The 19,463-nt window shown below is 69.3% G+C and carries 25 protein-coding genes and 2 pseudogenes; 16 read left to right on the top strand and 11 right to left on the bottom strand.

The features are described 5' to 3' along the window. Positions 1–16: 16 nt before the first annotated feature. The gene (locus NL114_RS15775; protein WP_254821875.1) at positions 17–691 is read right to left on the bottom strand and encodes a CRISPR-associated protein Cas4; all 675 of its coding nucleotides are present in this window, start codon (positions 689–691) and stop codon (positions 17–19) included. Between the two features lie 218 nt (positions 692–909). Here NL114_RS15775 and NL114_RS15770 point away from each other — a divergent pair, with 218 nt between their 5' ends. Further along, on the top strand, positions 910–1,371 hold the full coding sequence (locus NL114_RS15770; RefSeq protein WP_350355434.1) for a YkgJ family cysteine cluster protein: 462 nt from the start codon (positions 910–912) through the stop codon (positions 1,369–1,371). A 30-nt stretch (positions 1,372–1,401) separates the two neighbouring features. Here the strand turns inward: NL114_RS15770 and NL114_RS15765 are convergent, their stop codons facing one another. Both NL114_RS15765 and NL114_RS15760 read right to left on the bottom strand, forming a co-directional pair. Continuing rightward, the gene (locus NL114_RS15765; protein WP_254821873.1) at positions 1,402–1,782 is read right to left on the bottom strand and encodes a hypothetical protein; all 381 of its coding nucleotides are present in this window, start codon (positions 1,780–1,782) and stop codon (positions 1,402–1,404) included. A gap of 102 nt (positions 1,783–1,884) precedes the next feature. Then, positions 1,885–2,478 carry a sulfite oxidase-like oxidoreductase gene (locus NL114_RS15760; RefSeq protein ID WP_254821872.1) on the bottom strand — a complete coding sequence of 198 codons (594 nt, stop codon included), beginning with the start codon at positions 2,476–2,478 and terminating at the stop codon, positions 1,885–1,887. Between the two features lie 198 nt (positions 2,479–2,676). Between NL114_RS15760 and NL114_RS15755 the strand changes: the two genes are divergently transcribed. The 5 genes from NL114_RS15755 to NL114_RS15735 all read left to right on the top strand — a co-directional run bounded on the left by NL114_RS15755 (position 2,677) and on the right by NL114_RS15735 (position 6,651). After that, on the top strand, positions 2,677–2,889 hold the full coding sequence (locus tag NL114_RS15755; protein ID WP_254821871.1) for a ribbon-helix-helix domain-containing protein: 213 nt from the start codon (positions 2,677–2,679) through the stop codon (positions 2,887–2,889). Positions 2,890–2,993: 104 nt separating this feature from the next. Further along, the gene (locus NL114_RS15750; RefSeq protein WP_254821870.1) at positions 2,994–3,272 is read left to right on the top strand and encodes a UPF0058 family protein; all 279 of its coding nucleotides are present in this window, start codon (positions 2,994–2,996) and stop codon (positions 3,270–3,272) included. Between the two features lie 373 nt (positions 3,273–3,645). Continuing rightward, complete coding sequence (gene sppA / locus NL114_RS15745; protein ID WP_254821869.1) at positions 3,646–4,650, top strand: signal peptide peptidase SppA; 1,005 nt, start codon at positions 3,646–3,648, stop codon at positions 4,648–4,650. Between the two features lie 64 nt (positions 4,651–4,714). After that, positions 4,715–5,842, top strand: coding sequence for a DUF373 family protein (locus NL114_RS15740; RefSeq protein WP_254821868.1), 1,128 nt, complete (start codon positions 4,715–4,717; stop codon positions 5,840–5,842). A gap of 62 nt (positions 5,843–5,904) precedes the next feature. Continuing rightward, positions 5,905–6,651: a diphthine--ammonia ligase gene (locus NL114_RS15735; RefSeq protein ID WP_254821867.1), complete on the top strand. Its 747-nt coding sequence runs from the start codon at positions 5,905–5,907 to the stop codon at positions 6,649–6,651. Between the two features lie 67 nt (positions 6,652–6,718). Here NL114_RS15735 and NL114_RS15730 read toward each other — a convergent pair whose 3' ends face one another. Further along, positions 6,719–7,684, bottom strand: a complete 966-nt coding sequence (locus NL114_RS15730; RefSeq protein ID WP_254821866.1) for a nucleotidyltransferase family protein — start codon at positions 7,682–7,684, stop codon at positions 6,719–6,721. Positions 7,685–7,790: 106 nt separating this feature from the next. Here NL114_RS15730 and NL114_RS15725 point away from each other — a divergent pair, with 106 nt between their 5' ends. Next, positions 7,791–8,084, top strand: a complete 294-nt coding sequence (locus NL114_RS15725) for a transcriptional regulator (protein WP_254821865.1) — start codon at positions 7,791–7,793, stop codon at positions 8,082–8,084. On the opposite strand, the gene NL114_RS15720 is transcribed toward NL114_RS15725, so the two are convergent. The 3 genes from NL114_RS15720 to NL114_RS15710 form a co-directional block, all read right to left on the bottom strand. Next, on the bottom strand, positions 8,081–8,833 hold the full coding sequence (locus NL114_RS15720) for a sporulation protein (protein WP_254821864.1): 753 nt from the start codon (positions 8,831–8,833) through the stop codon (positions 8,081–8,083). The two genes, NL114_RS15725 and NL114_RS15720, sit on opposite strands and share 4 nt — an antisense overlap. A gap of 64 nt (positions 8,834–8,897) precedes the next feature. Further along, entirely contained in the window at positions 8,898–9,386 is a 489-nt protein-coding gene (locus NL114_RS15715) for a Rieske (2Fe-2S) protein (protein ID WP_254821863.1), read from the bottom strand. A gap of 101 nt (positions 9,387–9,487) precedes the next feature. After that, positions 9,488–10,402 (bottom strand): aminotransferase class IV, encoded by a 915-nt coding sequence (locus NL114_RS15710; RefSeq protein WP_254824723.1) that lies wholly within the window; start codon positions 10,400–10,402, stop codon positions 9,488–9,490. Between the two features lie 124 nt (positions 10,403–10,526). Here NL114_RS15710 and NL114_RS21765 point away from each other — a divergent pair. From NL114_RS21765 to NL114_RS15695, 4 genes and pseudogenes are all read left to right on the top strand, one after another. Further along, a pseudogene (locus NL114_RS21765) lies at positions 10,527–10,805 on the top strand (ubiquitin-like small modifier protein 1); the annotation flags it as partial. Between the two features lie 33 nt (positions 10,806–10,838). Further along, positions 10,839–11,093: pseudogene (locus tag NL114_RS21760) on the top strand (MoaD-like domain-containing protein); the annotation flags it as partial. Positions 11,094–11,095: 2 nt separating this feature from the next. Beyond that, positions 11,096–11,458: a DUF8048 family protein gene (locus tag NL114_RS15700; protein ID WP_254821862.1), complete on the top strand. Its 363-nt coding sequence runs from the start codon at positions 11,096–11,098 to the stop codon at positions 11,456–11,458. A gap of 150 nt (positions 11,459–11,608) precedes the next feature. Further along, entirely contained in the window at positions 11,609–12,652 is a 1,044-nt protein-coding gene (locus NL114_RS15695; protein WP_254821861.1) for a glycosyltransferase, read from the top strand. 11 nt (positions 12,653–12,663) lie between these two features. Here NL114_RS15695 and NL114_RS15690 read toward each other — a convergent pair whose 3' ends face one another. Then, positions 12,664–13,455 (bottom strand): amidohydrolase family protein, encoded by a 792-nt coding sequence (locus NL114_RS15690; protein ID WP_254821860.1) that lies wholly within the window; start codon positions 13,453–13,455, stop codon positions 12,664–12,666. Between the two features lie 381 nt (positions 13,456–13,836). On the opposite strand from NL114_RS15690, the gene NL114_RS15685 reads away from it, so the two are divergent. The 3 genes from NL114_RS15685 to NL114_RS15675 all read left to right on the top strand — a co-directional run bounded on the left by NL114_RS15685 (position 13,837) and on the right by NL114_RS15675 (position 15,776). Then, positions 13,837–14,109, top strand: coding sequence for a winged helix-turn-helix transcriptional regulator (locus NL114_RS15685; protein WP_254821859.1), 273 nt, complete (start codon positions 13,837–13,839; stop codon positions 14,107–14,109). 50 nt (positions 14,110–14,159) lie between these two features. Further along, a complete protein-coding gene (locus NL114_RS15680) occupies positions 14,160–14,957 on the top strand; it encodes an MBL fold metallo-hydrolase (RefSeq protein ID WP_254821858.1) in 798 nt (265 codons plus the stop codon). Positions 14,958–15,098: 141 nt separating this feature from the next. After that, positions 15,099–15,776 (top strand): LysE family translocator, encoded by a 678-nt coding sequence (locus NL114_RS15675; RefSeq protein ID WP_254821857.1) that lies wholly within the window; start codon positions 15,099–15,101, stop codon positions 15,774–15,776. 26 nt (positions 15,777–15,802) lie between these two features. Here the strand turns inward: NL114_RS15675 and NL114_RS15670 are convergent, their stop codons facing one another. Continuing rightward, the gene (locus NL114_RS15670) at positions 15,803–16,498 is read right to left on the bottom strand and encodes an HD domain-containing protein (protein WP_254821856.1); all 696 of its coding nucleotides are present in this window, start codon (positions 16,496–16,498) and stop codon (positions 15,803–15,805) included. A 451-nt stretch (positions 16,499–16,949) separates the two neighbouring features. Here NL114_RS15670 and NL114_RS15665 point away from each other — a divergent pair, with 451 nt between their 5' ends. Then, positions 16,950–17,675: a GNAT family N-acetyltransferase gene (locus NL114_RS15665; RefSeq protein ID WP_254821855.1), complete on the top strand. Its 726-nt coding sequence runs from the start codon at positions 16,950–16,952 to the stop codon at positions 17,673–17,675. A gap of 18 nt (positions 17,676–17,693) precedes the next feature. Here the strand turns inward: NL114_RS15665 and NL114_RS15660 are convergent, their stop codons facing one another. Both NL114_RS15660 and NL114_RS15655 read right to left on the bottom strand, forming a co-directional pair. Continuing rightward, a complete protein-coding gene (locus NL114_RS15660; RefSeq protein ID WP_254821854.1) occupies positions 17,694–17,966 on the bottom strand; it encodes a PadR family transcriptional regulator in 273 nt (90 codons plus the stop codon). A 402-nt stretch (positions 17,967–18,368) separates the two neighbouring features. Beyond that, a complete protein-coding gene (locus tag NL114_RS15655; RefSeq protein ID WP_254821853.1) occupies positions 18,369–18,515 on the bottom strand; it encodes a DUF8555 family protein in 147 nt (48 codons plus the stop codon). 160 nt (positions 18,516–18,675) lie between these two features. Here NL114_RS15655 and NL114_RS15650 point away from each other — a divergent pair, with 160 nt between their 5' ends. After that, positions 18,676–19,434, top strand: coding sequence for a proteasome assembly chaperone family protein (locus NL114_RS15650; protein ID WP_254821852.1), 759 nt, complete (start codon positions 18,676–18,678; stop codon positions 19,432–19,434). Positions 19,435–19,463 lie beyond the last annotated feature (29 nt).

Genomic DNA, 19,463 nt, shown 5'->3' with positions numbered 1-19,463 from the left:
CGACGGAAGCGCTTCCTCAGTCCCCACCCAGCAGCGACCGGAGCGTCCGTGTCCGGGTTCCGCACTCGGCCCGGTACTCGCAGGGCTCGCAGCGGTCGTCGTTCTCGAGTCGGGGCGGCGGCCCGTCCATCGACCGCGCGACCCGGAGCGCGTGACGGTACGCGGCCGTGCGCCGTGTCCCGAGGGAGATGTGGCGGATCACACCGTGCGCCGGGTACTCGACGAAGGCATGGTCGACCGCCGTCTCGCGCTCCCACGCGAGCGCCTTCGCGGCCGCCACCGCGCGGACGGAGTCGGGTTCCCAGACGCCGCGCTCGGGCGGCTCGCCGGCGCTGACGACCGAGACGGTCGGGGGGTCCGTACCCGCCACCTCGCCGTCGAGGACCTTGTGCGCGATACCCCGGGCGTCCTTCCCCTCCAGCAGCACCTCCCGCCCCGCAGGGTCGACGAGCGCCCCCCACGCATCGAGACGCTCCTTCGCGGCCGAGAGCCGCGCCCGGAACTGCGTGGGCGTCGCATCGACCGGTTCCCCTCGCAGGTCGTGGGCCGGGTCGAGCAGCTCGCCGTACCGGAAGGCCAGCGCCCGGCGCTCGGCCGCCGGCTCCGGGACCTCGTGGTCGGCATGCTGTCGCCGGTAGTAGAGCTGTCGGGGGCAGTAGGCCGCCGTCGCGATGTCGGAGAACGCCTCCATCGGCGGTCCTGCCCGCGGCATCCGGTTTCAACTCTCGGGTGGACCGGCAGGCCGGACACCGGCCGGGCGCCGGCCGGACGGAACGCCTTTGCCCGTCAATCTCCCAGGGCACGAACGTGAGCGATGCCGAGGACGCCGAAACCGGGACCCGAAGCGGGAGCGAGGGCCACCCCGAGCCACCGTTCCGAACGACGGTCCACGACGGGAAGGAGGTCGTCGTGGAGTTCGACCCCTCGCTGACGTTCGAGTGCGTCGACGACTGTACCTGGTGCTGTCAGCACGGCGTCCTGCTGTACGAGAAGGACCTGCTGGAACTGGCCGCACGGGAGTCCATCAACGACCCCGTCACGCAGGCTCATGGCCGGGACTTCGTCCGCCGCGAGCGGAAGAACCGCGAGGAACACGTCGACCCGGAGGACGGCGCGGCCTGCTACTTCCTGCGCGACGATGGGCTCTGTGCGCTCCACGCCGAACACGAGTGGAAGCCCGCGCGCTGTTCGGTGTTCCCGCTGGAGGTCCACGTCGAGGCCGGCGACATCCACGTCTCCATCCGGGACAGCGCCCACGAGCACTGCGAGGGGCTCGACGTGAGCGAGCGCCGCGTCGTCGACAACCTGGAGGCGTTCCTGCCGGAGCTGCTGTGGGAACTCGAGGACCCGACGACCGAGGTCGAGCTGTAGCGACCCGCAGGGGGCGGGCCGCCCGGAGCCTCAGTCCTGCCGGACCCGGTAGTAGGTCCGGCGGCCCTCTGCGGTCTCGATGGTCTTGCTCTCGACGCGCCCCTCGGCCTCGAGTTCCTCGAGCGCCTCGCGGATGTTCCCCGAGCGCCGGAAGACGGTCCGGTTGACACGGCTCAGGAACCGCTCGAACATCCCGCCGTCGTCCGGGGCGTCAGGGCTGATTCCCTCCGGGTCCTCGCCGGCAACGGCGTCCCCGGCCACCTCGCGGGCGTACACCTTCGCCAGTTCGTCGGCCGTGTACGCGCGGTTCTCGTTCAGTTCGAGGTACTCCAGCAGTTTCTCCTTGACGTGGCCGCCCTCTGCACCCTGCTCCGTCCGGCCCTCGTCCCACTCGTCGGCATCGATGGGCATGCGCGTCCGTACTCGCGTGATGGATTATATTTCTCGGGGAGCGCGCGGCGTGGGGGCCGGCAGTCGGCGCCCCCCCACGCCGGGACAGCGACGCGTAGCGCCCTACGCGTACCGCTCCTCTTCCCAGGGGTCCGCCGTGACCGAGTAGCCGCGCTGCTCCCAGTAGCCACGCTCGGGTTCGGTCAGGAACTCGACGCCGGTCACCCACTTCGCCCCCTTGTAGGCGTAGCGGTGGGGCGTCACCACGCGGACCGGGCCGCCGTGGTCCGCCGGGAGGGTCTCACCGTCGAACCCCCACACCAACATCGTCTCCCGGCGCATGCAGGCTTCGAGCGGGAGGTCGGTCGTGTAGCCGTCGGCGGCGTGGAACATGACGTGGACCGCGTCGTCATCGACGCCGACGGCCTCGGCGAGCGTCGGGAAGGTGACGCCGGTGAACTCGCAGTCGAACTTCGACCAGCCCGTGACACAGTGGAAGTCCTGTCGCTGCGTCTCGCTGGGGAGGTCGCGGAACTCGTCGAACGAGAAGGTCGTCGGGTCGTCGACGGCCCCCCAGACCTCCACGTCCGGCTCCGACACCGACGGCGTCCCGGACTTCGACAGCACCGGGAACGCGCTCGTCTCGCGCTGGCCCGGTGGGAGCCGCTCCTCGCCGAACTCGCGGTAGAGGTCCGTGACATCCACGATATCGCCCATGCCCTGCCTCCGAAGCGAGCACCCGTATGCCTGACGTTTGCCGCCCAATCTATCAACCGAGTTCCAGTTCCTTACCGAACGGTAAAACATCCACGCCGAGCGCAAGCGAAAGTTCGTGATATCGAACTCGGGATTGTCGGATTCGGTACCGTCCCCGCCAGGTTTAAATCCCCGTCTGCCGAATCTTCCCACACTCAGATGCCGAAGGTACAAATCACCGTTCCTGAACACCTGGAGATGCAGATTGCCCAGCTCGTCGAGCGAGGCGAATTCGTCAACCGCGAAGAGGCCATCGAGGACCTCCTGTCGACTGGAATCCGTGCGTACAAGACGAGCGGCCCGATGGAGGACGAGGACGCCGGATTCGAGGACGACGGGATGATGGGCCACGAGGACGAGTACGTCTTCTGAGGACGCCCGCGGCGCCGAGCGGTTCTCTCCGCACTCCGAGGCCAGCAGCCCGTGGTATCTCCCCCCGCGCAACTGTTATGTCGGCGTACCGGCAACACGCTTCCATGCACAAGGACGAACTGCTGGAGCTCCACGAACAGATGGTCTCCATCATGGAGACGTTCGACGGGATGGACGATGTCGACTCCAGCGTCTTCGAGGAGTACAAGGGGCTGGACGTGACCCCGAACGACGTCCACAAGTCGAAGTCCGAGCACAAGCACGCCGTGTTCGTCCTCGGGAACGCCCTCGCGAAGGTCATGAGCGAGGACGAGTTCTCCGACGCCGGCCGCATCGGCAAGCGGATGGAGGAGCTGGCCGACGACGCCGAGCGAAAGCTCTGAAGGGGCGATAAGACCCAGACTCCAGCCATATCTTCGATATTTCCAAGATTTTCTGCATAAGCCACGGAGCGACCACATATCGGCAGTGCCCTCTCCGACCGTAGATTCAAGTACGAGAGCGGGACCACCGACCCCGTGACCTGACGGGAGTCGGCGAGGGGTTCGTACAGCGCGGCGCCACCCCTCGCTGTCGGTGCCGTGGCGCCGCCTGTTCGCCATCCATGGGCGTCCGTTCGCCATCCATGGGCGCCTGTTCGTCATCCACGGTCGGGTGTCTTTAACTCCGGCGCGGGCGGAGCGACGGTATGGAACCACACGGGAATCACGACCCGTCGCGAGGGTATCGGTCATCGACCCACGGAGGGAGCGCATCGTGAGCGACCGCACGCAGGGGTTCGCCCGCACGCTCATCATCGTCCTCGTCGCGGTGCTGAGCGTCGTCGCCGGCTACGTCCTGTTCGTCTGGTTCCCCGGCGACCTGGCCGAGCTGCTGGGCGTGGTGCTGGTGCTGGCGACGGTGGGGGCAGGCCTCCAGTTCGGCAGCCGCATCGCGGGCTCGCTGTACCCGACGTACAACGTCGCCGAGGTAGCTGTCGAGGGACCGATCACCCGCGACGGCGGGAGCAGCCCACTTCCCTCGACACCCACCACGCCGGGTGCCGACGATATCGTCGAGCAGATGGAGCGTGCGGACGAGGACGACGCCGTCGACGCCCTGCTCGTCAAGCTCAACACGCCCGGCGGCGCGGTCGTCCCCAGCGACGACATCCGGCTGGCCACCGAGGAGTTCGACGGACCGACCGTCGCGTACACCACGGACACGTGTGCGAGTGGCGGCTACTGGATCGCCTCGGGCTGCGACGAGCTGTGGGCCCGCGAGGGGTCGGTTGTCGGCTCCATCGGCGTCCGGAGCCCGCGGTTCACCGCGACCGAGCTGCTGGAGAAGCTCGGCGTCGAGTACAAGCAGTTCGTCGCCGGCGAGTACAAGGAGGCCGGCTCCCCGTTCACCGAGCTCGAGGCGGACGAGCGCGAGTACCTGCAGGGGATCACCGACGAGTTCTACGAGACGTTCGTCGAGACGGTGGCCGAGGGGCGCGACCTCGACGAGGAGTTCGTGCGCGACACCGAGGCACGCGTCTATCTCGGGGCGGAGGCCCACGACCTCGGGCTGGTCGACGACCTCGGTACCCGCGACGACGTGGAGGACCGGCTGGAGACGCTGCTGGGGACGGAGCCGCGCGTGTCGACCTTCGAACCCCAGCGTGGGCTGGGCGCCCGCCTCCGCGGCGGTGCGAGCGGCGTGGCGTACGCGCTCGGGCAGGGCCTCGCCGACGCGGTCACGCCCGACGACGAGGTCGAGGTCCGCGCCGAGCGGTGACGCCCGCGCCGCGACCCGCGAGTCAGCCTGAACCCTTTTACCCGGGCGCCACCACCTCTCGTCCGTGAGTACGCTCGTCGTCTGTGTGGACCGGAGGGGCGACCTCGCCGACGGTGAGCCGGTGGTGGGGCGTGACGCCATCGAATCGCTGGTGATGGAGATCGGCGTCGCGGACCCCGAAACCTCCCGCGTCAACAGCTTCCTCGAGACGCTCCGGGTCGCGGACGACATCGAGGCGGAGGGCGACGAGGCCATCGTCGCGGTGGTCTCGGGCGGCGGCGACGGCGTGGACGCCGACCGCGCGGTCGCGCGACAGACCGACCGGCTGGTCGAGGAGTACCGGCCCGATTCGGCCGTCGTCGTGACCGACAGCGCCGAGGACGAGCGGCTGGTCCCCATCGTCGAGTCACGTATCCGCGTCGACGCGGTCGACCGCGTGGTCGTCCGTCAGAGCCACGACATCGAGTCCACCTACTACGTCCTCAAGCAGTTCCTGGCCGACGAGGAACTGCGGGCGACGGTTCTGGTGCCTATCGGAGCGGCCCTGCTGGCGTTCCCCGTCCTGCTGTTGCTGGCGGACTCGCTGACGGTCGCGGTGTCGGCCATCGCCGCCGTCATCGGCGTGTTCCTCCTCTACAAGGGGCTGGGTGTCGACGACTGGCTGGCCGCGCTTCCGGGCGCCGTCCGCGACGCCTTCTACTCCGGACAGGTGTCGCTCGTCACCTACGTCGTCGGCGCGGGCCTGGCGATGGTCGGCCTGTTCGCCGGCGCCATCGACGTGTCGAACACGGCGGCGAGTCCGGTCATCCTCGGGATGCGGTTCGTCTTCGCGGCGGTGCCGTGGCTGGCGCTGGCCGCCCTCACCGCCTCGACCGGGCGGCTCATCGACGAGTTCCTCGCCGAGGAGCAGGTCCCGAACGCCTTCCTGAACCTCCCCTTCGGTGTGGTCGCGGTCGGACTCGTCGTCCGTGGGTTCTCGGCGTACTTCCTCGAACGGGCGGGCGAGATCCCGTCGGTGATGGTCCCAGCGACCGAACTGGGCCCCGTCTCCGTGGAGGGGTTCACCGTCACCGTCTGGACTCGGCTGGCCGTGTTCGTGCTGCTCGGTATCGCCATCAGCCTCGGCGGTGTCCGATTCACCTCCTACATCACCACCGAGGAGGGCGTCGAGGAGGAGTTCCCGGAGTCGTGAGTCGCCGCGCGCCACCACCGCGAGAGCGGTGTGGCTAAACCGGTCGCCTCGCTACCGCTGGTATGACCGACGCGGCTGACGCCGACGCGCTCCCCACGGACCGGCCCTGGGTGAGCCTCTTCTCCGGCGGCAAGGACTCCTCGTGGGCGCTCTACCGGGCCCTGGAGGCGGGGCTCCCGGTCGAGCGACTGGTGACCGTCCATCCGGAGGGGGACTCCTACATGTACCACACGCCTGCGACGGACCTGACGGCGCTGGCCGCCCAGAGCATCGGCATCGACCTCGTCGACGTCTATCCGGAGGACTTCGCAGCCGCCGAGGCGACCGACTCGGGGGCCCAGGGCGACCGTGAACTGGAACCCCTGGAGCGTGCACTCGAGGACCTGCGTGACGACCTCGGTAGCCTGGGCGGCGTCACCGCCGGCGCCGTCGAGAGCGAGTACCAGACCTCCCGCATCCGGTCGATGGCGGACCGTCTCGGCTGTGCGGTGTTCGCGCCGCTGTGGCAGGAGGACCCCCGCGAGCTGGCCGACGCCATGCTCGACGCCGGGTTCGACATCCGCATCGTGCAGGTGGCTGCGGGTGGCCTCGACGAATCGTGGCTCGGCCGGCGGCTCGACGAGGCGGCGCTCGAAGACCTCGAACGACTCCACGAGGAGTACGGCGTCCACATCCTCGGCGAGGGCGGGGAGTTCGAGACGTTCGTCGTCGACGGGCCGCACATGGCCCGGCGCATCAGCCTCGAGTTCGAGAGGGTGTGGGAGGGAACGCGGGGACATATCCGGGTCACGGACGCGACGCTGGAGTGAGGAACCGGCCGGGACATCGCGAGGACGGCAGTAGAGCGAGAGGGCAGGAGCGAAGCGTGCCCGTGCGTCACTCCCCGTTCGTCAGATGGGTGTGTGCACCCACGAGCGCGCCCGCGAGGTCGATGTTCTCGACGTGGGTCTCCTCGTCGATGATGGAGTCGTGGATCTCGCAGTCCTCGACGTGCGCGTTCGGGAAGACCAGCGACCGCTCCAGCGTCGCGTCCTCGACGTGGGCGCCCGACATGATGTGGACGTTCTCGCCGACCTCCGTGTCGACGACGGTGGCGTCCTCGGCGACGACGCTGTCGCCGTCCAGATACCACGCGACCGTCTCCAGATAGGACTCGGGGGTGCCGATGTCGAACCAGGCGCCGTCGAAGACGAAGGCGTCGACCTCGGTCCGCTCCTGGAGCCACTGGAGGTACCAGCCCGGTTCGTCGGGGTTGTTGCCGCTCTCGAGGTACTCCTCGAACCGGAGCTGGTCGCGGGGGAACGCGTAGCAGGCGATGGAGACGAGCGTGCTCTTGGGGTCGTCGGGCTTCTCCTGGAAGTCGACGACGCGGTCACCGTCGAGTTCGACGAGGCCGTACGAGCGCGCCTTCTCGCGCGAGCCGACATCGTAGGCCGCCAGCGACGGGGCCCCCTTCGCCTGGAAGAAGTCGATGAACTCGCTGAGGTCGAAGTCGACGAGGTTGTCGCCCGCCACGACGAGCAGGTCGTCGTCGATGCCCTCGCGGTCGACCAGCTGGCCCAGCGCCCCGACGACGCCGAACTTCTCGTCCTCCTCGGTGGTCTCCTCGACGGAGACGACGGGCTTCTCGAACTCGCTCTCGGCGAGGTGGTCGCGGAACTCGTCGGCGAACCGCTCGTTGGTCGAGACGTAGACATCGTCGATGCGGTCGTCGGACTCGAGCTCGCGGAAGATACGGTCGACGACGGTGGTCTCGCCGACCGGGAGGAACATCTTGGGTCGGTGTTTCGTGATGGGCCACAGGCGCGTCGCGTACCCACCAGCCAGGACGACAGCGTGCATACCGCGTGGCGTCGGTAGCCCCGTGCAAGTCAGTTTCCCTTCCCGACCCGCAGCGTGGAACGCGCCAGGGGGAAGGGATTTGCCACCCGGCCGACGACCTCCCGGCATGCAGGGCGTCGACGAACCAACCACTCGGGAGCGGATCGCGGACCACCTCCGGTCGGAGGCACTCCGGGCCAGCGCCATCGCCAGCGAGTTCGACATCACCACAGACCAGGCCCTCTCGCACGTCCGGCACATCGCCAGGTCGCTCGACGCAGCCGACGAGCAGTTGCTGGTCGCCCCGCCGGAGTGTCTCGATTGCGGGTTCTCCGCCTTCGACGACCCCGTGAACCGTCCCTCGCGGTGTCCGGACTGCAAGTCCGAGGCCGTCGAGGAGCCGGCGTTCCGCGTCGACTAGCTCCCCCGGCCGCCGATGGCCCGCTCCAGCCGGTGTCGAAGCTCGGCCGGCCCCTCGTCGGTCACCGTGATGCCGATGGAGAGTTCGTAGGCGCCCGTCGCCTCGTACACCACGTCCGTGTCCATATCCACGCGGAGGTGGAGTCGCAGGTCGGCCACCGTCGGGACGGCGACGACGGTCAGTCGCCGGACGCTCCCGACGAAGCTGCCGGACCGGGGATGGCAGTCGAACTGCTGGACGACCGGGTGGTCCCCGTCGACACCCGGGGCGGCGACCCGCTCGCCCTCGCCGGCCAGTGGGACGGCACGGTGAGGGACGAACCCCAGTTCTGCGAGTTCCTGCAGTGCCAGCCGGAGGCGCTCGCCCGGTTCGACGTGGAGGGCGTCCTCCGCGTGCGAGTCGACGCCCCAGTCGATGGCGAGGTCCGTATCGACCCATACCTCCGTCCCGTGCCGGGTGATGGGCGTCCACGGGGGGATGTCGACCGACGTCTCGAGCAGGCGGTCGGTCTCCGGTGTGACCTCGAGGTCCTCGGCCAGCGTCGTACGTGACACCTCGACCACGCGTTCCCCGTTTCCGGTCTCGGCCCGCGTGAGAAGGCCGACCACCAGTTCCTGGGCGTGTTGGCGGTCGCGCCCTCCCTCGATCTCGACACGGACGGTCACCGAATCCCCGGCCGTCACGCGGGTCGTCGGGAACACGGTGTCGACGGTCGCGTTCCCGATCCCGAGTCGCGAGAGCAACCCCATAGCCGGGTATTCAGGGCGGTGATGCATGAGCGTTTCCGCGCGCCGGGCGCGGCGAGGAGAGCCCTCAGGAACCAGTGAAGTCGATGCGGCCGCCCGGGGCGCCGGATGAGAGGTCACGGTCCCCGTCCGGCCCCGTCGAGTCGAACTCGTAGCGGTCGTCGGTCAGGTAGACGCCGCCGTCGTGGACCGTCACGTCCACCTCGTCGAGGACGGCACCCTCGCAGGGACCGTGCGTGCAGACGCCGTCGTCCAGCCGGAAGGTCGCGGCGTGCTTGTTGCACCACAGCTCGCCGTCGCGGACCCGGGCGCCACTGCCCTTGTCCAGACGCACGTCGGTCCAGTGCTGGCAGTAGTTCTTCCAGCAGGCGATGCCGGTGTCCTCGTCCACCGGGGCCGTGCCCCCCACCTCGGCGTCGCTCGACGGCGCGTCGCCACCGAACCGGACGAGCAGCGCCTCCCCGGTGTCGAACCCGTCACGGTAGGTGAAGAGGAAGGTCCCTGCCTCGGGAACGTCCTCCACGTCGCAGATCCGCTGGTCGTCGCTGACCTCCATCCTGCCCCGGCCTTGGCGGGCAGGCGATTCAACGCTTGCGATGGCAGGAGCCGGCGCGGCCGGCCGTATTCAGTTCGAACAGCGACCGCTTTCGAACTGAATCACGAATAGCAGCGCTCTTCGACGCGCTCATCGTAGAGCCGCTGGAGAAGTGACGTAATCGGCCCACCACCGACATCGATGCCGTCGATGGTGGCGACCGGGCGGAGTTCCCACGTACGGTTGGTGAGGAACGCCTCGTCGGCGCCGCGCACCGTGTCGAGGTCGTAGTGGCCCCGTTCAACGGGGAACGCCTCCGGGTCGGCCAGTTCGAGAACCACCTGGCGGGTGATACCGGGCAGCAGGTCGCCGGGTTCGGGCGTCTTCAGGGTGCCGTCGTCGACGAAGAAGAGGTTGCTCGTGGCGCCCTCCGCGACGTTCCCGTTGAAGTCGCGCATGAGCGCCTCGTCCGGGGCGTACGTGTCGCTGGTCGCGCGGCGGAGTTCCAGCCGGGCGAGCGTGCCGTTGAGGTAGTTGTGCGTCTTCGCGTCCGCCGGCAGCGCGGCGTCGGGGATGCGGCGGGTCCGCACCGTCTGCACGACCGCGGGGTCGTCCCAGACCGGTTCCCCACCGTGGTCGGGCAGACCGCCGCGCGGGAGCGGCTGGGCGACCACGACGACCGTCGGTTCGAGTTCCGATTCGGGCGGCGGGGTGAGTTTGCCCTGTGTCGGGCCGCGGGTGACCGAGACGCGGACGTACGCGTCGTCGAACGCGTTCTCGTCGATGGTGTCGGCCACCCGGACCGCGAGGTCGTCGGGGACGGCCGCGGCCATCCCGAGCGTCTCGCAGGTCCGTTCCAGCCGCGCCAGGTGGCGGTCCCAGTCGAGGATCTCGCCGCCGTAGGCCCGCATCGTCTCGAACGCCGCGTCGCCGTAGCGGAACCCTCTGTCCTCGACCGAGACCCGGGCCGACCCGCGGGGGACCAGCCGCCCGTTCACGTGGTAGATGCGCTCGCCGTTCCCGCCCGTATCCGTCATCGTGTCGGCGAACGGGCGGGGGGCGCTTCGCTCTTGTCGTGTCGAACCGATGGGCTCCGACGGTCGGCCACCGGTCGCGCGCGCCACGCCAACACTCATGTCCCGTCCGGCCCTTTCGGTGGGCATGGAGATCGAGCTCCGGTTCTTCGCGACGTTCCGGCAGGCCGTCGGGTCGAAGACCATCGAACGCGAGTTCGACGACGGTGCCGACGTCGGGACGGTGCTCCGGGCGCTCGAGGCCGAGTTCGACGGACTCGAGGGTGAGATACTGGACGACGCGGGCGAGTTACGGCCACAGCTCTCCGTCCTGAAGAACGGCCGCGAGGTCGTCCACATGGACGGGCTGGCGACGCCACTCGAGGACGGGGACGCGGTCTCGGTCTTCCCGCCGGTCGCCGGGGGGGCCGAGGGGTCCACCGAGGGCGAGCGCGAGCGCGTCACCCGGGAGAAGGCGTTCCGTGGTGTCTCCGAGCGGCTCGTGCGTCACTATCTCGTCAACCTCGGCGGCGAGGAGGTCGACGAGCACGTCGTCACGGGACCGGACTGGCGGGTCGAGACCAGCGCCGAGAAGGTCAACGTCGCGGGGTCGATGACGCTGACGGAGGTGACGGTCACGTTCGAGGGGCCGCCGGAGACGCTGGACCCGCTGATGGAGAAGTTCGGCCGGAAGGCCATGCGCGCCGGCGGCTGACCATGGCCGGCGACGGCGACCCGATGGACGGGCAGGTCCTGCTGCTGGCGGCGGCGAAGGCGAGCGTGAGCCCACAGCGACTCCCGGACCTCGTCGACCTCGCGCAGGCCCACCTCACCGACCGGCTCGCCGAGTACCAGCGCGCGTACGAGGTGGCCTTCGACGAGGGGGACCGCGTCGGCTTCTTCGTCGAGGCCGACCACTGGGACGAGCTCGGCGGGCGACTCGGCTTCACCGAGCAGGAGGCGGACGCGCTCCGCCGGGTCCACGGCGCGCAGCTCCGCCGCATCGGGACCGACACCGACCGGCGCGACGAGTTCGAGGCGGCACTCGACATCCGGGAGGCCGTCGTCATCGGCCGCTGAGCGCCACGGACGGTCAGCCGCGTACCGAGGCCGGCCCAGGCGATCAGGTGAGGGCCTGTTCCTTCGCCACACGCGCTGTGACAGGGCAGACCACGCCGTACGCTCCCCGACCCGCGGGCTTTTTGCCCCTGGGTAGCCGAACGGAACCGTATGGATATCTCGGTCGTGATACCCACCCTGAACGGGCGGGAGCGGTTGGCGGCCTGTCTCGACTCGCTCGTCGAGCGAGCGCCGGATGTCGAGACGGTGGTCGCCAACGGTCCTTCGGCGGACGGGACCAGCGGGATGGTCCGCGACCGGGACGACGTGGACGTGCTCGTCGAACTGGACGAGCGGAACGTGAACGTCGCGCGCAACGCCGGCGCGGCGCGTGCGAGCGGCGACATCATCGCCTTCCTCGGCGACGAGCTCGTGGTCGCGGAGGGCTGGCTGGATGCGCTCCGCGACCGGATGCCCGGCGGCGACGCCGACCCCGAGACGGGGGCGGGAAAGCAGGTGGCGACCGACGGCGGCGCCGAGATCGACGAGCACAGCGAAAGCGACGGTGACGAGAAGAGCGAGGCCGGAGCGGACGAACGCCCGGTCGGGGCCTTCTCCGGCCCGACGAACCGGCAGCTCCGGGCGGGACTCGCCACGGAGGAGGTCGAGACACGCCGCATAAAGGGTCGGTCGGTCACCTACGTCAACCCGCGCAACGTCGCGTTCACCCAGGCGGCGCTGAACGAGATCGACGGGTTCGACGAGTACCTCGAGGTCGGGGGCGCACGGGACGCGGCCCATCGGCTGGCCGCGACGGGGTACGAGGTCGACTGGCGGTCGGAGATGGCGGTCCGGTTCGACCCCGAGCACGGCCCGTCGACCCGGGCCGACGGCGGCGAGGAGGCCGAGTGGCGCTGGCGCTACCGGTCGCTGGCCTACCGGCTCGCGAAGAACTACGGCCCGCGACCGACCGTCGCGTACCGGGTCTGCCGGCACGCGCTCGGCGACGCGTGGACCGGGCTCCGCGAGGTCGGCCGCGGCGAGGGACGCCCCTCCGTCTGGCTCGGGAACGGCCGTGATGTCGCCCTGGGCACGGGGCGCGGGCTGGCCGACGGCATCCGGGCGCGCTACCGCGACCGCGACCCCCGGCGGAACCCCAACGGGCTCTCCTCGCGGACCAACCGGGCGGTCACCGTCTTCGACCGGCGCGGGTAGACGCCAGGGTGTCAGGGCGCCAGCGACGGCACCACCCGCGAGGGGTTGGCGTCGAACGCCCGGCGCATCGTATCCTCGGGAACCGAACAGGTCAGGAGTGTCATCACAGCCACGTTGGGGTGTGCCTCGCCGGCGCGGCTGGCGAACAGCACGCGGTCGGGATGCTCGCGGAGGGCACGCTCGAGCAGCGCCCGTGTCCGGACGGTTCCCGTATCGAGGTGGAGGTCGTCGTGACGGTCCAGCAGGTCGACGGCGGTCGCGAACAGTTCGTGGGTCCCCGGGTCGCCACCGACCCCGCCGAGAACGACGGGGAACCCGCGGCCACAGAGGTCAGCCACCCGCGAGGGCGGGAACCCGTGCCCCGCCGTCACCAGCACGGGGAGACCCACGTCACCGAGCGCGTCGAGCGTCTCGCGGGTCGGCAGGCCGTCCAGGGCCGGGTCCAGAGCGAAGCCGTGGAACCGGTCGTCGTACCCGTACTGGGCGACGGATTCGGCATCCGGATGATCGCCGGGGTGGGAGCGCTCGCCGGCCGGGGCGCCCGGCACGCGCGGGCCGGAGAGTCGGGCGAAGGGGACGAACGGGCGGTCGACCGAGCGGCGGGCGACGGCATTGTTGGCCGCGAGGTAGCCACCCTCGCTCGGCCGGGCGGGGGGCGTGACGACGGCCCGCACCACGCCCGCCTGCCGGAGTTCGCGCTCCAGCCGGTCGGGGACGACCGCACGCCCCCGGGACCCGCCCCGCTCGCCGGGCAGCGTCGCCCCGACGTCGACGACCCTGAACCCGTGCTCCAGTTCGAGCATACCGGTAGGTCGGAACGGGCCCGCAAAACCGTTCCCCCGACATCGGTCCGCGACAGTCGTGCCCGCGTCCGGACCGCCCGCGCGCCGGTTCGGCGCCGACACCGGTACGCGGCCGGCGGGCGGACGGCGGTCGTGATGGGAGAAACCCGGTGATCCGATCGCAGACCTGCCATATCGAATACACTAGACTGGAACCGACCCGGCCCGCGCCGGCCAGAGACATAAGTGGCCCTCCAATCACGGGGGGATACGTCGGTTATCGGTTCCGGCAACTTATGTCACCCGAGTTTGTATAAGGGGCCCTTAGTCACATAGCAGTGTACGTATTGTTTTGTCACACATATAGCGAGGCTTTACGGAAAGGTACGGGCCAGTACAGGTATGAGCACGACGCCGGAGGAGCAGACAGCCGAGTCGCCGCTGACAGACCCCGAGTTCCGCGAGCGGCTGCGCGAACTCCCGCCGAGCGCCAAACTGGTCGCGAAGGTGCTGGAGGATGCCTCGCCGCTCTCGCAGGGGCAGCTCGCCGAGGAGTCGCTCCTCCCCGACCGCACCGTGCGCTACGCGCTGAACCGGCTGGAGGAGGAGGACCTCGTCGGGTCGCGCTACTCCTTCCACGACGCCCGCAAGCAGGTCTACTTCCTCACCGAGTAACGCCGGCGTCCACCGCCCACGCTTTTCCGCCCCGCACCCGACCTGTGGGTATGGACTGTACCCGCGTCTCCCTCTCGGTCGCCACCCGCGCGCCCACGGGGCAGACCGCCGCCTACGTCCTCGGGAGCGACGGCGCCCTCCTGGTCGACCCGGCCGCCGTGACCGACACACTGGACGAGACCCTCGCCGAGCGGACCGTCGACCACATCGCCGTGACACACCACCACCCGGACCACGTGGGCGCGGTCGAGCGGTACGCGGCCGCCCACGACGCGACGGTCTGGTGCCGGTACGGCCGCGCGGCCGACTTCGAGACCGCGACCGGCGTGGAACCGGACCGGACGTTCGTCGACGGGACGACCATCCCCACCGCCGACGGCGACGTGACCGTCGTCGACACGCCGGGCCACGCGCCCGAGCACGTCGGCTTCCGGTTCACGGACGACGACGCCGGTGGCACCCCCGCGTATCTCGTCGGTGACCTCGCGGTCGCCGCGGGGAGTGTCGTCGTCGGGGCACCACAGGGGGATATGCGTGCCTACGTGGCCTCACTCCGCCGGCTCTGGGCCCGGAACCCGGAGACGCTCTATCCGGCTCACGGTCCGGTCATCGCGGACCCCCGCGAGACCTGTGCCCGCCTCATCGCCCATCGGCGCGACCGCGAGGACCGCGTCCGCGACGCCGTCCACGGCGGCGCCCGGACCGTCGGCGACATCACGGACGCCGCCTACGAGAAGGACCTCTCCGGGGTGCGCGACATGGCCGAGGCGACCGTCATCGCCCACCTGGAGAAACTCGCCGTCGAGGGACAGGTCTGCTGGGACGGGGCCGAAGCGACGCCTGCGTGATCGGAACACAGCGATTATCGCCCAATACCCCTCTCCGATAGTGAAATCGAACCACAATTGAGAAACGGATCCGAGACACCCACCATGTCACGATTTCCCACCACACAACGATTATACAGCCGCCTCCGGTAGCACCGGTCGATGTCGACACTCGTCTCGCTCGTCGCCGGTGTCGCCTTCGGGCTGGCGCTGGCGGCCCCACCGGGACCGATGAACGCCGTCATCGCCGAGGAGTCCGTTCTCCGGGGCTGGCTCTCCGGATTCCTGGCCGGGCTCGGGGCCGCCACGGCCGACTTCATCTTCTTCCTGCTCGCGGTCGCCGGCGTCGTGACCTTCGTGCGCCAGTCCGCGCTCGTGACGGGGGTGATGGTCGGTCTCGGCGGTATCCTGATGCTCTACTTCGCCTACGGGGCCGTCGCGGATGTCCGCGAGACGTTCACCGACGCCGACGCCGCGCTCGACGAGTCGAGTCGGGGGTTCCGGAAGGCGTTCGTGCTGGCGCTCACCAACCCCTACCAGATCGTCTTCTGGCTCACGGTCGGCGTCGGGCTTCTCGAACCCGGCACCCTGGACGCACTCGCGCCGCTCTCGGAGGCCCTGTCCGGGCTCCTGGTCGTCGAGACGGGGTCGCCCGCGCTGCTCGTCGGCCTGTTCGTCGGTATCGGGGTCTGGGTAACGGGCTTCCCGGCCGCGCTCGTGGGCGCCCAGCGCCGGGTCGACCGACTCGCCCCGGCCGTGGCTGGACTGAGTGCGCTGGTGCTGACCGGCTTCGGCGTCTTCTATCTCGTCCGGGCGGTCGAGACGCTGTCTGCGGTCTGAGTCCCGCGCCGCGGAATCGATTCCGGTTATCCAGACTCGTCCGTGGTGGGCGAGTCCATGTCGGCGATCTCGCCCTCCAGCCACTCCTTGAACCAGCGGACGCGTTTGAGCCGCTGGTGGGCGATGCTCTCGGCGGTGTCCGAGCGGACGCGCTGGGCGGCGTCCTCGCCGCGCTCCAGCACCCGACCCACCATCTCGTTGGCGTCCATGTGGGTGCGAGACTCGTAGCCCATCCGGAGCAGCATCAGGGCGGTACCGTTCGCGCCCACCTTGTCGAGCAGGTCGGCCTCCATCAGGCAGCGTGACTCCAGGGTCACGTCGTCGAGGTCGCCCTGGTAGGAGTGCTCGCGCACCGCGCGGCAGACCGCATCGACGAACGACTCCGGGTAGTCGCCGTGCGTATCGAGGTACTCCCGGGCGACGCGGGCGCCCTCCTCGGCGTGGACGTCCTGGTCGGCCTCCAGCTTCGAGATGTCGTGGAACAGGGCGGCCACCCGCGTCACGTCAACGTTGGCACCCTCCTCCCGGGCGATGTCGGCCGCCAGCTCGGTCACGTTGAGGATGTGGTTGAACCGGTACTCCGCGCTGTGCCACGGGTACCAGCGCATCCGCCCGCCCTCCTCCTCGTTCTCGACCGAGGCCGCGAGGTAGTCGTGGACGAACCCCTTCATCGCCTCGAACTCCGCGTCGGTGACGGGCGACTCCTTTATCTCAACGCCCATCGACCCACCTCCGGGACGGCGTTGCCGCACGAACGTCAGTCATGTTACGTAACTAAAGGTGGTTTCCAGTCTTAGGGATTATGGTACCGACCGCAGCAGGAAATCAACCACTGGCTGCATCTACAGCCCGATATCAGCCGGTTCGGCGCTCACGGAAGGTCGGTAGCCACCGGTCGGCTTTTACTGGCGGTTGACACCATCCAGCGGGGCGACACCGGCGACGGGGCGGCGGTACGGTGAGGGTTCTGTCGTGCGGTGGCGGTACGGTAACGCGGGGACAGTTCCGTGGTACGGTGGCCGTGCGGTGGCGCGATGGCGGCACGGTGGCGACAGGGCAGGAGCGACAAGGTCCTGGCCCGGGGTGGCGGGCGGCGGGCGCCAGGTGGACGAACTTCGAGTTCACCGCGCCAGCGAGGTGGTTTTATGCCGGGGCCCACCGTCATCGCCACGTATGCAGGTTCGAGAAGCGACACCGGCGGACGAGTCGGCGATTCGCTCTATCGCGAAGCGGTCGATGGAGGCGTCCTACTCCCTCTCCCCCGGAGCGATCGAGGAGGCCATCGAACGCTGGTACTCCAGCGAGACGTTCACCGAGAAACTCCAGGACGACGACGTGCTGTTCCTCGTGGTCGACGACGGCGTCGAGCTGGTCGCGTTCTCCGAGAGCGAGCTGGTCGACGAACACGGGGACATCAACTGGCTCCACGTCGACCCGATGCACCGCGGCGAGAGCATCGGCGGGGAGCTGTTCCGCGAGACGCGGCGCGCGCTCCGCGAGCGTGGCGCGGAGACCATCCGCGGACGGGTCCTCTCGGACAACACGGAGGGCAACAAGTTCTACGAGCGCCAGGGCCTGGTCAAGAGCGGCGAGGGCCGGGTCGAACTCGACGGCCCCACGTTCGTCGAGAACGTCTACACGGACGCCGAAACCGAGGACCTCGAGGCCACGACGGCCTCCACCGGTGACGAGGTCTACATCGACCACCTCGACACGGACCGGGGCTCGAAGGGCGCGTTCCACACCGTCTACACGGACGAGGACCGCGAGAACAAGTGGGGCTACTACTGCGGGAACTGCGAGACGTTCATCACGTCGATGGACACGATGGGCCGGATGGAGTGCGACGAGTGCGGGAACCAGCGCAAGCCCACGCGCTGGGACGCCGCGTACATGTAGCCCGACCGGGACGTTCGCTCAATCGAGATACTGCTCTTCCCAGTCACGCCGGGCGTCGATCTCCCTGCGACCGCGACGTGTCAGCGTGTAGTAGTTCGTTCGCCGGTCGTGCTGGCCCTTCTCGACGAGGCCCTTCTCGACCAGCGTGTCGAGGTTCGGATACAGCCGGCCGTGGTGGATCTCCTTCTCGTAGTAGTCCTCCAGCTCCTCCTTGATGGCGAGGCCGTGTGGTTCGTCGCGCCCCGCGATGACGTACAACAGGTCCCGCTGGAAGCCGGTCAGGTCGTACATGGACAGATACCTGCTGGGGACTTACTGTCGGTATCGAATAAGTATATCGCTTTCATCATGTCACTCCCCCAATCTGTGCGGACGGGGTACCCGCGCCGACGTAGGCGTCGTACAGGGCGTACGGTGACATCTCCGATCGCCACGAACCCCGATTCCACCAGAAGGTAGCGGTACGCCTCCGAAGTTTGACCTGTCGTGGATACCAGAGAGCGGCGGTACTGTCGCTCGTCGAGTGGTTCTCGGAAAGGAAAGCAAGGGCCGACCGGATGAAAAGGCCGGTCGGCCGTTGCCGCCCTGAATTGGTCCCCGCTGACGCTTCGGCCCTCCAAGCGAAGCGTCACCCGATACGAGTCGCCGTTTCTACTTAAGCCTACCGACCGAGGGAGACGCCTCACCGTCCGTTCAGATGTACTCCTCCTCGAGCACCCAGCCCAGGGCTCGCTTGTAGTAGGTGAACATCTGTCGGACCCCCTCGTGGTTCATCTCCTCGTCGTCGAGCTCGGCCTTCAGGAACTCGTACTGCTCGCGGATCTCGTCTTCGTCACGCATAGCCGCGCGTACGGGTGCCCGCCGGAAGAACCTGACCGTCGGGGCGGTCGCTGCCGGACAGCGGGCCATCGGTGCCGTCCCTCGGCCCAGCGCACGCCACCGGTGGGGGCGGTCGCACCGACCCGCGGGGGTTCAAGTGTCGGGACCCCAACCCCGCGGTATGGACGAGTTCGACGTCGAGGAACACGCGGACCCGGAGCTCGAGGACCCCGTACTGGTCGAGGGGCTGCCCGGAGTCGGGCACGTGGGCAAGCTCGTGGCCGAACACCTGCTCGAGGAGTTCGAGGACGCGGAGCTGGTCCGGCGGGTCTACTCGGAGCACTTCCCGCCGCAGGTCGCCGTCGACGACGACGGGACCACGACGATGGCCTCCGCGGAGTTCCACGCTGTCCGGACCGACGGCGCGGACATCCTCCTCCTGTCGGGCGACCACCAGGCCACCGATGCTCCCGGTCACTACCGCCTGACCGACTGCTTCCTCGACGTGGCCGAGGCGTTCGGCGTCGAGCGCGCCTTCGCGCTGGGTGGGGTGCCGACGGGCGAACTCATCGAGGAGTACGCCGTCGTCGGCGCGGCCACGGACGACGAGCAGGTCGAGGAGCTCGAAGCCGCGGGTGTGGAGTTCCGCGAGGACGAACCCGCCGGCGGCATCGTCGGTGTCTCGGGGCTGTTGCTCGGTCTCGGGGAGCGCCGCGACATTCCCACAGCCTGTCTGATGGGCGAGACATCGGGCTATCTGGTCGACCCCAAGAGCTCCCGCGCGGTGCTGGAGGTGCTACAGGAGGTCGTCGGCTTCGAGGTGGGCTACGCGTCGCTGGAGGACCGCGCCGAGGAGATGGAGGAGGTCATCAAGAAGATCCAGGAGATGGAGCAGGGCCCCCAGACCCCCAGCGACGAGGACCTGCGCTACATCGGTTGAGGCGGACGGAGCCGCTCGGTCCCCGTCCC

It is taken from the genome of Haloglomus halophilum (genome assembly GCF_024298885.1).
Taxonomy (GTDB): Archaea; Halobacteriota; Halobacteria; order Halobacteriales; family Haloarculaceae; genus Haloglomus; species Haloglomus halophilum.
Note: the sequence above shows the minus strand (reverse complement) of the source record. Positions and strands in the feature narration are given on the sequence as shown.